Genomic DNA, 13,024 nt, shown 5'->3' with positions numbered 1-13,024 from the left:
TCCTTTCCGGCCGGCGGCAAAGCGGGGATGCTGCCGCTCGCGGCCCCATTCCCGCTCTCCCCTGCCTTATTTGACGGCGGACTTCGCTTTCGCAGCGAAGCTGTTGTCAACAAGCGTCTTGTAATCCGCCGTGCCTTTCAGCTCCCCGGCTTTGCTCAGCACGTCCTTCAAGTTGTTCCATTCTTCTTCGTCGACTATCGGATCGGCAGCGTAACTGCCCTGCTCTTTGTAGCGCTGCACGACCGACCGCACGATGCCGATGTCCGTGTCCGGGAAGTACGACTTGACGGCATCGGCGATCTCGTTCACGCTTTTGTCCTGCACCCAGCGCTGAGCGCGCTGGATCGCGTTCGCGAATTTCTGGATCGTATCGGGGTTTTTCTTGATGAAGCTTTGCTTCGCAATGAAGTCGGTGTATGGAAGCTTTCCGCTTTCTTTGCCGAATGAAGCGATGACGTAGCCTTTGCCTTCCTTCTCGAACAGCGACGCCTGCGGCTCGAACAGCTGCACGAATTGGCCCGTGCCTGAAGCGAAAGCGGAAGCGATGTTGGCGAAATCGATGTTCTGGATCAGGTTCAAATCTTTTGCGGATCGATGCCGTGCTTTTTCAGCGTAAATTCGCCGGCCATTTGCGGCATGCCGCCTTTACGCTGGCCGAGAAACACTTTCCCCTTCAGGCTGTTCCAATCGAAATTCGCGATCGGCTCGCGCGCGACGAGGAACGTTCCGTCCGTTTGCGTCATTTGCGCGAAGTTGACGAGCGGGTCGCCGGACCCTTGCTGCGCCACGTAGATCGTCGTCTCCGCGCCGACGAGCCCTACGTCGATGCCTCCGGACAGGAGCGCTGTCGCCACTTTGTCGCCGCCGGGAATCGTCTGCAGTTCGACGTCTAGCCCTTCCTGCTTGAACATCCCTTGCGACAACGCCACATACTCCGGAGCATAAAAGAGCGACCTCGTCACTTCGCCGAGCCGCACTTTGCTGACTTGCTCCTTTTTGCCGCACGCCGCCATCAGCGCCGCCAGCGCGAGCAGCACGGCGGCTGCCGTCAAGAGCCGGGCGCACCGTTTTGTTGTCATAGGCATTCCCTCCTCCAGGAGCCCCAGCAGCACATAACCCCCAGTCCGCCGGCACTGCTCCTTCATCGTACTGTATCGTATGCAGGGGCCCGGAAATGGGTTACCGCCCAGAAAATGAAACCGGCCTCCGCGGATGACGGGACCGGCTTTATCAAGCAAACAGTTTGGCGAAAATGAAAATCTAACTCCTTCTGTCATATTTTTTTCGCGAGATTGCTGCTATAATGAGAAACGAATCTTGATCATGGGAGAGGTGAGTGAAAGCTTGAAGAAAATCAACAAAATCAGAATGCACGAGATGGTATCTGAGGAGTTGAGAGCATATATTCGAACCAATGAGCTGAAAAAAGGCGACAAGCTGCCGTCTGCGCAAACGATCATGAAAACGTTGGGAATAGGACGTTCGTCCCTTCGGGAAGCTTTGCGATATCTCGAGGCTTCCGATGTCATTGAGGTGGTTAACGGCAAAGGAATTTATGTGAAAGAAACTTCCCAGTTTCAAATGTCGGCCAAAATTATGGTAGAAGACGAAAAGACGGCCCTGCTGCAGCTTATGGAAGTTCGCCGGGCGTTGGAAGTATTGGCGGTGGAGCTGGCCGCTCAGCGCTCGACCGAACAAAATATCGAGGAAATGCGCCGATATTTGCTTGAAATGGAAGAAGCGGGAGGCCCGGCAAGCTCCATCGCGGACATGAAGTTCCATCAGGCTATTTATAAGGCGACAGGAAACCCGATTTTGCAAAGTATTGTGGAATCGGTGTGGGAATTGTTCACGGTGTTCTGGCAAGCTCCTCTCGGCAATCAAAAAATTTTCAACAGCAGCTTTCCCTTCCATCAAACCTTGTTCAATGCCATTGTCGAAAAAAATCCTGAGAAAGCGCGTGCGGAATTTAATAAGCTGATGGACGACATGGAACAATCCATCCGGCAGTTTGCCGCGAAGAAAGCGTTTCAAGAAACATATTGACGAGCTCAACATCTGCATATTATTATCGATATATCTCGACAAACGCTATACCTATCAGACAGGTATATAGGATGAACGGTATCCATACCTGTCACCCGTTTTTGGGCGATTGACCAATTCAGGAATGTGGAGGCTGGTAGAATGAGGAAAGCGACAAAATGGATGGCCTTGCCCATGGTGACAGTGCTGGCGGTTGGTTCGCTCAGCGCATGTTCAAGCAGCGGCACGCAAAAAGCGGCGGACGGCGGCAAAGCTGCGCCTGCAAAAGTGAATCTGAAGATGATCGAAAGCTTGACAAGCCCGGCCCGTACCGAAGTTATCAAAAAAATGATCGCTAGTTTTGAAGCGGCGAATCCTAACATCAAGGTAGAGCTGATCTCCCCGCCGCTGGAAGGCGCGGACAACAAAATTTCGACGATGCTCAACGCGAGAGAAGATCTCGACGTGTTGGAAGTTCGCGACGTTACCGTCAAGCAATTCGTAACGAATAAGTGGATCGCCGATTTATCGTCCTATACGAACGCTTGGAGCGGATATAAGGACTTAAACGCCAACGCAATCGCAATGGCCAACTATATTAACAATACCCCGTACTTCATTCCTTATGGACTTTATGAAAAAATGTTGTTTTACCGGAAAGACTGGTTCGATGCCAAAGGTCTGACTCCGCCGAAGACGTGGGACGAGCTGTACAAAGACGCGAAAGCATTGACCGACCCTGCGAATAACCGTTTCGGCTACTCGTTCCGCGGCGGTTCGGGCGCCGACGGCTACATTGTAGATTTGCTCCGCGACTTCAACGGCAGCAACGTCAATCCGGACGATGCGATGTTCCTGAAGAGCGGCGCTACGATCTTCAGCACGCCGGAAGCGAAGCAAGGCTTGACGATGTACGCCAACTTGTATAAAGACGGCTCCCCGAAAGACTCGGTCAACTGGGCTTTTGCCGAGCAGGTTCAAGGCTTTGTCTCCGGCACGACAGCGATGCTTATTCAAGACCCCGATACGATCGATCCGGTTTCGCAGAAGCTGGGCCAAGGAACCTGGGCTACTGCACCGATGCCGGTCGGGCCGACAGGGATCTCGCACTACAAGGTCGGCGCAGCCGGATGGGGTGTAACGTCGTATTCCAAGCATCCGAACGAAGCGTGGAAGCTGATTGAATTCCTCTCCAGCCCGGAACAAAATGCGATATTTACCAAAACGGCAGGCGTGATTCCGATTCATAACAGCGCATCCGTTGACAAATCGTTTACGCAAGGCGCGTACAAGCCGTATATTGATATGGCGAACGATCCCGCCCACTTCGTTTCTTACAAGCCGGAAACCGACTACAAAGGATTCGGCGAATGGAGAAAAATCGTGCAGCAGGACATGCAGGCCGTTCTTCTGAATCACCTTTCTATCGACGACGCATTGAAAAAATGGGACGCTTACTGGATCAACGAAAAGAAACAAGGCAAATAAGCTGAAAACAGGTGGCGGCAGGTTAAGTCCATTTACCTGCCGTCTTTATTTCAGGAGGGGCTGCACATGAAGCCATTTCGGCTAAATCGAACACAAACGTTCATTTTTTTAAGCTTGCTTCCGGCGGTTTTGCTCGTATTTGGTTTCACGTATTTTCCCATCTTGAAAGGGATTGACGTGGCCTTTCGCAATTATTCGCTATTTAACTTGACCGATGTTCATTATGTCGGCTTGGATAATTTTCGAGCGGTAATGGGTACGCCTCAATTCGGCACGATCCTGAAGAACACGGCTTTATGGGTCATTATCTCACTCGTTTTCCAGTTCGCCATCGGATTCCTTTTGGCACTGCTGATGCGCAAAGGCTTTCGCGGACGCGGCATCTATCAGGGCTTCGTCTTCTACTCCTGGGCGCTATCGGGCTTTCTGATCGGCATTATTTTTCGCTGGCTGTTTAACGGCCAGATCGGCGTCATTAACGATTTGCTGCTGAATGCGGGGATTATTACGGAGCGAATCGGCTTCCTGTCCGACCCGAAGTGGGCCATGTTCTCCGTCATTGTCGCCAACATCTGGTACGGAGTGGCGTTTTTTGCAATCATGCTGCTCGCGGCGCTGCAGTCCGTTCCTTCCGAGCTTTATGAAGCTGCCGATATCGACGGGGCCAGCGGCTTCAGCCAGCTTTTTAATGTAACCATCCCCTATATTATGCCGACGATCCTATCCACCGTGGCGCTGCGCGTCATTTGGATTTTCAATTTTCCCGATTTGATTTACGGCATGACGAACGGCGGACCGGCTGGTTCTACCCATATTTTGACGACTTACATGTTGGACAAAATTATTTTCTCGGGCGATTACGGCCAAGCGAGCGCCATCGGCATTATTTGCATCATTATCCTTTTGTTGTTCCTGGTATTTTACATGTTTGCGACCAAGGCGGAAAAGGCAGGTGATTTCTAAATGAAAAAACAATGGAAAATCGCCGGTAAAGCGGGCAAGGCGGTCGTTCTCGCTCTCTATTTTATCTTCATGGTGTTTCCGTTATATTGGATGGTCATTACTTCGCTGAAGCCGCGCAACGAAATATTCGCGCTGCCCTTGCAGTATTGGCCGAAGCATATTTCTTTCGAAAACTATGTACAAATATTTAAAATATCGAAATTCCAGATTTATCTCGGCAACAGCTTGTTCATCTCTCTCGTGGCGGCGGCCATCGTGCTGGTCGTGACGATTCTAAGCGGTTACGTTCTGGCGCGATTCAGCTTCAGGGGCGCCAGCCAGCTGATGTTGGCTTTTTTCATCACACAAATGATTCCGCTCTTTATCGGATTTAGCACCTTGTATATGATGATGTCTAGGATGGGACTGCTGAACAAGCAAGCCTCTTTGATCCTGATGTATACGGTCGGTCTCGTACCGTTTTGTACGATTATGCTGAGAGGATTTTTTCAGCGCATTCCGTCCAGCCTGGAGGAAGCGGCAATGATTGACGGCTGTTCCAGGCTGAGCGCCCTATGGCGGGTCATCATTCCGGTCATGATGCCGGGAATTTCGGCAACGTTCATCTTCGCCTTCGTACAGAACTGGAACGAGCTGTTCATGGCGATTATGTTCATCGACAACGAGACTTCCAAGACGCTGCCAGTAGCCATGAACTCCTTCATCACGAAATTCGACATCGATTGGGGCTCCATGTCTGCCGCCACGGTTTTGTCCGTCATACCGACGGTTATTTTGTTCGCCATCTGCCAGCGCTTCATCGTGGAAGGATTGACGCAAGGAGCAGTGAAAGGATAACGCTTCGCGACACACTTTATTTTTTGTTCACAAAGGAGACGACATCTCGTGGAAGACCAAACCGTTTCAAACCGCCATCATGCCATCGATCAGAGCACACTGGTAACCCACGATCCCCATGACGACAAACACCAAGGCGCTGTCGTGATGCCGATCTATCAAAATAGCCTGTTCACCTTCCCCACCTATAAAGATTTCGATCAGGCTTTTGCCGGACCGGACGATACGCCTTTGTACTCTAGGGGGAATAATCCGACGGTTCAACAGCTGGAGGCAAGACTCGCCGCTCTCCAAGGCGGAGAGAAGGCACGATGCTTTGGTTCCGGGATGGCTGCCATCTCCACCGGCATCATGTCTCTCGTCCGCGGAGGAGACCATGTGATTTGCGTAGATCAAGCTTACGGGCCGACCCGGGAGCTGCTTGGGAAATTCCTTTCGCAGTATGGCGTGGAAACCACCTTCGTGGACGGCACTTCGCTGGAAGCGATTCGGAGCGCAGCGAAAGCGAATACGAAGCTGATCTATTTGGAAAGCCCGACGACTTTGACGATCCGGCTCCAGGATTTGCGCGCTTGCGCCCACTTCGCGAAAAGCATCGGGGCAGCTACGATGATTGACAATACATGGGCGACGCCATGTTACCAGAACCCGTTCGAATTTGGCATCGACCTTGTCGCTCACTCCGTCAGCAAATATATCGGCGGTCATAGCGATATTGTCGGCGGGGTGCTGATCGGCTCCGCCGAGCTGATCAACCGGATCAACGCCAATGAATACTTGCTGCTTGGAGGGATCATGACCTCGCAGACGGCATCGCTTGTGATGAGAGGATTGCGTACGCTGCCTTTGCGGCTTGAGAAGCTGGAACAAAACGGGCTTACCGTGGCGCGTTATCTTGAAAGTCTTCCGTTTATTACTCGTGTCAACCATCCCGGGCTGCCCTCACATCCGCAGCATGAATTGGCCAAACGCCAAATGACCGGAACAAGCAGCCTTTTCTCTTTTGAGACCAATCTGACGACTGAAGTTATGAAGATTTGGGCCGATCGTCTGGCTTACTTCCGGATCGGCGTAAGCTGGGGAGGCTTCGAAAGCCTTGTGACCGTCGGCAAGCTGGGACCGGGCTACGAATCGGTTCAAGGCTCGCTTGTCAGACTGTACGTCGGTTTGGAGAAACCGCAAGATTTAATCGCGGATATTCGGCAAGCCAGCGCAGAGCTTTTGGTTAATTCATAATCGAAAACTTGCCGAGTTTAGCGGCTTTTGAGACACTGGCTTTAAGGAGCCAGTGTTTTTGTATGCGAAAACATGTAAATAAAAAATGCCCCGAAGGGGCATAAAATGGCGACGATATGTGCGCCGGATTTATAAACCGTAAACCGCCTTGTATTTTTGCTCCAAGTACTTGATCAAATACTCCGGATTGAGCTCTTCGCCCGTTACGCGGCGGATCAGCTCGTTAGGCTGGTACAGCTTGCCGTGGCGGTGGATGTTTTCCACGAGCCAGGCTTTGATCGGCTGCAGGTTGCCGGCTTCCACGAGCTCGAAAAGATTCGGCATTTGCTGCTGCAGCGTATTCAACAGCTGCGCCGCATACATGTTGCCGAGCGAATACGACGGGAAGTAGCCGAACGAGCCGCCAGACCAATGGACGTCCTGCAGCACGCCGACGCTGTTCGACGGCGGCACGATGCCGAGGTATTCTTTGTACTTGGCGTTCCAGATTTCCGGCAGATCGGCGACCTTCATCGAGCCGTCGAACAGCCCTTTCTCGATCTCGTAGCGCACCATAATGTGCAGGTTGTACGTCAGCTCGTCAGCTTCGATGCGGATGAGCGACGGCTCAATATGATTGACCGCGTGGAAGAACGTATCGACGTCCGTACTGTCGAGCTGGCCGGGGAAATGGCGCTGCAAGTCGCCGTAATACCGGTTCCAGAACGCTTTGGAGCGGCCGATCATATTTTCCCAGAAGCGCGACTGCGACTCGTGGATGCCCATCGAGACGCCGCCGGCCAGGTTGGTGCCGTACAGCTCTTCGCCGATGTTTTGCTCGTACAGCGCATGGCCGCATTCGTGCACCGTCGCCATAACGGCGCTGACGACGTCGTCCGGCAGGAAGCGGGTCGTAATCCGCACGTCGCCCGGATTGAGTCCAGTCGCGAACGGGTGCACCGTCTCGTCCAGACGGCCCGCCTCGAAGTCGTAGCCGAGCTCCTTCAAAATAAACAGGCTGAACTGCTTCTGCTGCTCCTTCGCGAATTGCTGCTGCAGGAACGAGCGGTCAGGCTGGTGCGGTGAAGCCTGGATCGCCTGCAGCAGCGGCACCGCCCGCTGCCGCAGCGTGCCGAACACGGCGTCAAGCTTCTCCACCGTCATGCCCGGCTCGTACATATCGAGCAGCGTGTTGTATTTGTGGCCTTCGTAGCCCCACAGATCGATAAACTGCAAGTTTATCGCCACGATTTTTTCCAAATACGGCTGGAACGACGCGAAATCGTCGTTGTGCTTCGCATCTTCCCATACGTTCTCGGCTTTGCTCGTCAGCACGACGTATTCCTGGTTCAGCTCGGGCGGAATTTTGCGGTTGCGGTCGTAGTCTTTCTTGCATTCTTCGACCATGCGGCGGGTAATGTTGTCGCTCTCTCCGCTCACGCCCGGATCGCTCAGCGCCTGCAGCAGCTCGCCCATCTTGTCGGATACGGACATGCGAAAATGGGCGTCCGACAGCTCGCCGATAACTTCGGCGCGGCCGGATGCGCCTTTGCGCGGGGCGCTGTGCGCAAATCCCAATACAGGACGCCGAGCGCCTCCTCATAGCTTTTCATCGTCTTCACGTACGCGCGGAATTCGTCTTTCTTTCGCTGCAGCTGTTCGCTCATGCCTCAATTCTCCTTTCGGCCCAGGAACGTTTTTCCTCTTCGATCATACCTTGCCGATGCCCCGGAAGCAAATGCCTGCAACTTGTGGTAAAATAAGAACGATTAAAGGAGGGACGCATAGTGCACATGACGTTGACAAGCAGCGCTTCCGAGCAGCTCGCGAAACGGCTCGGCGGCCACCCCGGCACGCTCCGGCTCGTCTACGATTCGGAAGGGTGCGGCTGTGCCGTAGACGGCGTGGCGGCGCTTTGGATCACCGGAGCCCCCGAGAACGGCGACGTGAGCGTGGCGGACGGGCCGCCGGCAGGCATCTGGATCGATCCGCGCCAGCTTATCTTTTTCGAGGACAACGTGAAGCTCGATTACCGCGAACATGCGCGCAGCTTCCGGCTGTACAGCGACAATCAGATTTACAGCGGCTCGCTAAGCGTGATCGATCGCCGTCCGGCGCCTATAGTGTAAGGTTGCCGCGAACAAATCATGTATGAACGGAGGAAAAGCCGATGTCTCTTATCTCGGAAATTATGGAGTACAACAAATCGTTCGTCGAAAACAAGGAATATGAACAATTTCTGACCGACAAATTTCCCGACAAAAAAATGGTCATCATCACCTGCATGGACACCCGGCTCACCGAGCTGCTGCCGAGGGCGATGAATTTGCACAACGGCGACGCCAAGGTGATCAAAAGCGCCGGGGCCGTCGTATCGCATCCGTTCGGTTCGATTATGCGCAGCGTCGTCGTCGCCGTCTACCAGCTGGAAGCCGACGAAGTTCTCGTCATCGGCCACCACGATTGCGGCATGACCGGCCTGAACCCGGATCAAGTGCTCGACAGAGCCAAGGCGCGCGGCGTAACCGACGAAATGGTCAATCTGCTGAAGCATGCCGGCATTAATTTGAACTCGTGGCTGACCGGATTCGACAACGTCGAAGATAGCGTCAAGCAAAGCGTGAACATGATCCGCAACCATCCGCTTATGCCCAAAAAAATTCCGGTTCACGGGCTCATCGTGCACCCGCAAACCGGCAAGCTCGACCTCGTCGACGACGGCTACGCGTACGCAGCTGCAAGCCGGGAATAATACAGCATTATATGAAAAACGGCATTACGGACCGCCACGCAGCTGTCCGTAATGCCGTTTTATTGTTTAGGCTGCGCCTGCTGTCGGCCATGGGCCGCTTTCGCTTCCAGCAAGTCGAGCAGCTGCTGCTCCAGGTTGCGTTCGCCCGATCTGCCATCTACGCCGCCGCGCGGGGCGTCCGCCGGCGATTTGGCGGTGGCGTCCGGTCCGTCGTCGCGCGGCGCCATGCCGCTCTCTTCCTGCTGGCGCTGCTTTTTGAACTGCTCGATCATCGCCGCCCGTTCCTCGGGCGTCAGCTTGTGCAGCTTTTTGCGCTCCGCTTGGGCGCGTTCCCGAAAATCGGAGATGAATCGGGCTTGCTCCGCTGTGAGCGAAGCGACTATTTTCTGTCTCTCTTCCGCCGACAGTTCGCCCTTCTCCTTGCCTGCCTTCACTATGGGAACGATCGCCGCCGCTTCGGCCTCCGTCAAGGCGAGCTCCGGCTTCTTGTCCATTTGCAGCAAGGCGACGAACAACAGCACAAGCTCCTTAGCTTTGCGGCTCTGCAAGTCTTCGCCAGAGGCAGCGGACGGACGGTCTGCCGTACTGCCCCGGTCCGCAGCAGCCTGCTCGCCGCTGCCGCCCGCGCCGGACTGCTGCGCAGCTGTACCCGCAGGCTGCTTGCTCCCGTCTTTCGTCCCGCATCCCGATAATCCGGCAAGAACTGCCAAAGCCGTCAGCAGCAAGGCGTATTTTCCGCGCAGCTTCATCCGTCGACCTCCTTCCGCTCTCTGCTGCCCCTTCGGTTCGCCAAGCTTCGGCGCAGCAATGAAGTTGCGTACAGCCAGTATAAGCAGTATTCATGAAGGAAGTGTGGCGCATTTGTAAAAAAACTGTAAACAAAACCTTCACTGGCCTGGTGCGTCCGCTCCCTCTTCCCGATGCGCCGCGCGCGGGAATTCCCGATCTGCTATGCGGGGAAATTCGATACAGAACGTCGAACCTCGGCCGGGCGCGCTGCTGGCGGCGATTTTGCCGTTCATGCCCAAGGCGAGATGCTTGACGATCGTCAGCCCTAGCCCGGTGCCGTCCGAAGGCTGGCTGCTGCGGGCATCGTCAGCCTTGTAGAACCGGTCCCAAATGCGGCGCAGCTCTTCCTCGCTCATGCCGATGCCGGTATCTTCGACCGCCACATAGACGTCTTCCGCCGAAGCTTCCAGCGCCACTTTCACCGTGCCGCCGGAAGGCGTGAACTGGATCGCGTTCGTAATCAGGTTTTGCATAATTTGCGCGAAGCGGTCCGGATCGAGCTCGACATGGATCGGCGCGCCGCCTGCCGGCGGAAACTCGGTTGCCAGTGTCAGCCCTTTGGCCTCGATGCGGCCCCGCATCAGCTCCAGCACTTCGTGCAGCTTGTCCTGCACCGCCACCGGCTGCATCCGGAACACGTCGAGGCCGTTCTGGATGCGCGCCAGATCGAGCAGATCGGTGACAAGCCGCTGCAGCCGCTGCACTTCGCCGTCGCATATCGCCAAATAGTGGCCGTATTTGTCTTCCGGCACGATTTTATCCTTCATGGCGACGATGAGCCCGCGCAGCGACGTCAGCGGCGAGCGCAGCTCGTGCGAAACGTTGGCCAGAAACTCTTGCCGCGCGTCCTCCCAGCCCTGCATCTGCTCCGCCATATAATTGAAGCTTTCGGCCAGCTCCCCGACCTCGTCGCCGGACGACGTCTGCACCCGCACCGTCAAATCGCCTTGCGCGATGCGCAGCGCCGCCGCCCGCATCGAATGGACGGGACCCGCAAACCGGCGCGACAAAATGAACAGGATGAGCCCGACCGCCACGAGCGAGAACAGCAGCGGCAGCAAAATATTGAAGCGGACGGCGGCGATCGCTTCCCCCACCTCGTCGGCCCGCACCTGCAGCAGCACGACGATCGGCTGATTGCCGAGCTGGTACGGCGCATAATGCGTCAACATGTCTTCGACTTTGCCGTTTGCGGTGCGACGCTCCGTCATGTCAGAGCCGGTGTTCCCCTTCAGGCCCGACAAAAATACGGCGTCGAGCTGGCGCGGAATCGTCGTCCCTTCGCCGTCCGTCGAGCCGCTGAGCACTTTTCCTTTGGCGTCCACGTACAGCACGTCGCCATTGAAGCTGCGGGCCACGATCCGCGTCGCAAAGCGCAAATCGCGCGTCGTCAGCGTGCCGTCCTGAAAGTTCGACAAAATGCCGGCCACGACGCCCGACCGTTCGTCAAGCAAAGCCTGCTTGTCATTGTAAAACAGACCCGTAAAGTAGTAGTTCCAAAACACCGCCAGGCCGACGAACAGCAGCACGCACACCGCCAGGAACGAAACGAAAATTTGCACGTACAAGCTTTTGAACCACGTCTTACTCCGGCTTAGCCACCTCAAAAGCATAGCCGACCCCCCATAAAGTCTGAATCGTCCAATCCGAACTAGGGCCCAGCTTTTTGCGCAAATTTTTAACGTGCGCGTCAACCGTCCGCGTGCCGCCGCTGAAATCGAAATCCCACACGTAGCCGAGCAAATCTTCGCGCGTATACACGCGGCCTGCATTGCCTGCCAGGAAAAACAGCAGCTCGATCTCCTTCGGCGTCAGCTCCACTTTGCGGCCGTCCACCTCGACCCGGTATTGCTCCAGATCGATCCACAAATTGCGGATTTGCAACGTTTTTTTCTTCCCTCCGGACTCGTGCTTGGCGTCCGCCTTCCCCCCGCCGAGCTGCACTCTTCGCAGCACGGCGCGGATGCGCGCGATCAGCTCGTTCGGATCGAACGGCTTGACGATATAGTCGTCGACGCCTAGCGTAAAGGCGCGCAGCTTGTCGATCGACTCGCCTTTGGCCGTCAAAAAGATGATCGGCACTTGCCCCGCCTCGCCGTCCAGCGCCCTGATGCCTTGGCACAGCTCGAAGCCGGACGAGTCGGGCAGCATGATGTCAAGCAGCACAAGCTCCGGCTCTTCCCGCCGCACCGCCTCCACGACGCCGCGGCCGCGGTGCAGAAGCAGCGGCTCGAAGCCGGCGTGCTCCAAATAGAGTCGAATCACTTCGACGATGTTCGGTTCGTCGTCGACAACCATAATTTTGCTCACGGCTTCTCCCCCCGCTGCTGCTGTTTCCGTCTCTTGCTCTCTTCCCTCTCGCGAACGACGTCCGACCGGTCCCGCCGCCGGTGGCGGTCAATGAGCTCCGCGTCATGCAGCGGGCTCGGCCGTTTCCAGCTCCAGCCGTGCGCTTCGCTCTTTTGCCGGCACAGCTCTTCCAGCCCGGGATCGGCGAAAGGCAAATCCATCTCCGCAAAAACGCTCCGTCCGCCGCCGTCGGCGCTAACGATTTCGAGCGCTTCCAGCCTTTGCCGCAGCCGCTCGCGCAGCTGCCCGCCGTCCAGACCGAGCTCCTGCAGCTGCTGCGGATCGAGCTTGCCCAGCGAGCTCCGCAGCATTTTGACGGCGCCTGCCAAGTTTCCCCGCCGCTCGTGGTACAGGCCGACCGCCAACTGAATGAGCCCGACGAGCGTATCCGCATTCGCCGCATCCGGGTGTCGTTTCCAATATTCTTCGAGAATTTCGTGGCACTCGAACCAGTCTCTGCTTCCGTGATAATGGATCAAATATTCGATAATCGCCGCCGGCGTCTGCCGCATATCTATGGCCTCCATCCACAACGTGCGCAGCGCCGATCGCGCGCGCAAGCCGCCCCGTCTTGTCTCTTCCCGTATTGTAAGCCTGCCCGGCCCC

At 55.7% G+C, this 13,024-nt stretch carries 11 protein-coding genes and 2 pseudogenes; 7 read left to right on the top strand and 6 right to left on the bottom strand.

The window, feature by feature from the left end:
• Nucleotides 1-66: 66 nt before the first annotated feature.
• A pseudogene (locus SD70_RS19645) lies at nucleotides 67-1,079 on the bottom strand (ABC transporter substrate-binding protein).
• Nucleotides 1,080-1,212: 133 nt separating this feature from the next.
• On the opposite strand from SD70_RS19645, the gene SD70_RS19640 reads away from it, so the two are divergent.
• From SD70_RS19640 to SD70_RS19620, 5 genes are all read left to right on the top strand, one after another.
• Nucleotides 1,213-2,046 carry a FadR/GntR family transcriptional regulator gene (locus tag SD70_RS19640; protein ID WP_231571324.1) on the top strand — a complete coding sequence of 278 codons (834 nt, stop codon included), beginning with the start codon at nucleotides 1,213-1,215 and terminating at the stop codon, nucleotides 2,044-2,046.
• 141 nt (nucleotides 2,047-2,187) lie between these two features.
• Nucleotides 2,188-3,513, top strand: a complete 1,326-nt coding sequence (locus SD70_RS19635) for an ABC transporter substrate-binding protein (protein ID WP_041049218.1) — start codon at nucleotides 2,188-2,190, stop codon at nucleotides 3,511-3,513.
• A gap of 66 nt (nucleotides 3,514-3,579) precedes the next feature.
• Nucleotides 3,580-4,476: a carbohydrate ABC transporter permease gene (locus tag SD70_RS19630; protein WP_052487651.1), complete on the top strand. Its 897-nt coding sequence runs from the start codon at nucleotides 3,580-3,582 to the stop codon at nucleotides 4,474-4,476.
• Complete coding sequence (locus tag SD70_RS19625) at nucleotides 4,477-5,313, top strand: carbohydrate ABC transporter permease (protein ID WP_041049217.1); 837 nt, start codon at nucleotides 4,477-4,479, stop codon at nucleotides 5,311-5,313.
• 48 nt (nucleotides 5,314-5,361) lie between these two features.
• Nucleotides 5,362-6,549 carry a trans-sulfuration enzyme family protein gene (locus tag SD70_RS19620; RefSeq protein ID WP_156158104.1) on the top strand — a complete coding sequence of 396 codons (1,188 nt, stop codon included), beginning with the start codon at nucleotides 5,362-5,364 and terminating at the stop codon, nucleotides 6,547-6,549.
• A gap of 129 nt (nucleotides 6,550-6,678) precedes the next feature.
• Here SD70_RS19620 and SD70_RS19615 read toward each other — a convergent pair.
• Nucleotides 6,679-8,195 (bottom strand): annotated as a pseudogene (locus SD70_RS19615) (carboxypeptidase M32).
• A gap of 126 nt (nucleotides 8,196-8,321) precedes the next feature.
• Here SD70_RS19615 and SD70_RS19610 point away from each other — a divergent pair.
• Nucleotides 8,322-8,657 (top strand): iron-sulfur cluster biosynthesis family protein, encoded by a 336-nt coding sequence (locus SD70_RS19610; RefSeq protein WP_231571329.1) that lies wholly within the window; start codon nucleotides 8,322-8,324, stop codon nucleotides 8,655-8,657.
• A 41-nt stretch (nucleotides 8,658-8,698) separates the two neighbouring features.
• Entirely contained in the window at nucleotides 8,699-9,280 is a 582-nt protein-coding gene (locus SD70_RS19605) for a beta-class carbonic anhydrase (RefSeq protein ID WP_041049215.1), read from the top strand.
• Nucleotides 9,281-9,339: 59 nt separating this feature from the next.
• On the opposite strand, the gene SD70_RS19600 is transcribed toward SD70_RS19605, so the two are convergent.
• From SD70_RS19600 to SD70_RS19585, 4 genes are all read right to left on the bottom strand, one after another.
• On the bottom strand, nucleotides 9,340-10,029 hold the full coding sequence (locus SD70_RS19600) for a hypothetical protein (protein ID WP_041049214.1): 690 nt from the start codon (nucleotides 10,027-10,029) through the stop codon (nucleotides 9,340-9,342).
• Between the two features lie 138 nt (nucleotides 10,030-10,167).
• A complete protein-coding gene (locus SD70_RS19595) occupies nucleotides 10,168-11,682 on the bottom strand; it encodes a sensor histidine kinase (RefSeq protein WP_052487650.1) in 1,515 nt (504 codons plus the stop codon).
• Nucleotides 11,654-12,379, bottom strand: a complete 726-nt coding sequence (locus SD70_RS19590) for a response regulator transcription factor (protein WP_231571322.1) — start codon at nucleotides 12,377-12,379, stop codon at nucleotides 11,654-11,656. The genes SD70_RS19595 and SD70_RS19590 overlap by 29 nt, the downstream gene beginning before the upstream one ends.
• Nucleotides 12,376-12,930, bottom strand: a complete 555-nt coding sequence (locus SD70_RS19585; protein ID WP_052487649.1) for a DUF309 domain-containing protein — start codon at nucleotides 12,928-12,930, stop codon at nucleotides 12,376-12,378. Before SD70_RS19585 ends, SD70_RS19590 begins: the two co-directional genes overlap by 4 nt.
• Between the last annotated feature and the right edge of the window lie 94 nt (nucleotides 12,931-13,024).

It is taken from the genome of Gordoniibacillus kamchatkensis (assembly GCF_000829455.1).
In the GTDB taxonomy this organism is placed as follows: Bacteria; Bacillota; Bacilli; order Paenibacillales; family NBRC-103111; genus Gordoniibacillus; species Gordoniibacillus kamchatkensis.
Note: the sequence above shows the minus strand (reverse complement) of the source record. Positions and strands in the feature narration are given on the sequence as shown.

Excerpts from the sequence above, each read along its gene's own strand:
- SD70_RS19640 (WP_231571324.1), top strand. The coding sequence starts at position 1,213 with ATGACGGGACCGGCTTTATCAAGCAAACAGTTTGGCGAAAATGAAAAT.
- SD70_RS19635 (WP_041049218.1), top strand. The coding sequence starts at position 2,188 with ATGAGGAAAGCGACAAAATGGATGGCCTTGCCCATGGTGACAGTGCTG.
- SD70_RS19630 (WP_052487651.1), top strand. The coding sequence starts at position 3,580 with ATGAAGCCATTTCGGCTAAATCGAACACAAACGTTCATTTTTTTAAGC.
- SD70_RS19625 (WP_041049217.1), top strand. The coding sequence starts at position 4,477 with ATGAAAAAACAATGGAAAATCGCCGGTAAAGCGGGCAAGGCGGTCGTT.
- SD70_RS19610 (WP_231571329.1), top strand. The coding sequence starts at position 8,322 with ATGACGTTGACAAGCAGCGCTTCCGAGCAGCTCGCGAAACGGCTCGGC.
- SD70_RS19605 (WP_041049215.1), top strand. The coding sequence starts at position 8,699 with ATGTCTCTTATCTCGGAAATTATGGAGTACAACAAATCGTTCGTCGAA.
- SD70_RS19600 (WP_041049214.1), bottom strand. The coding sequence starts at position 10,029 with ATGAAGCTGCGCGGAAAATACGCCTTGCTGCTGACGGCTTTGGCAGTT.
- SD70_RS19595 (WP_052487650.1), bottom strand. The coding sequence starts at position 11,682 with ATGCTTTTGAGGTGGCTAAGCCGGAGTAAGACGTGGTTCAAAAGCTTG.
- SD70_RS19585 (WP_052487649.1), bottom strand. The coding sequence starts at position 12,930 with ATGCGGCAGACGCCGGCGGCGATTATCGAATATTTGATCCATTATCAC.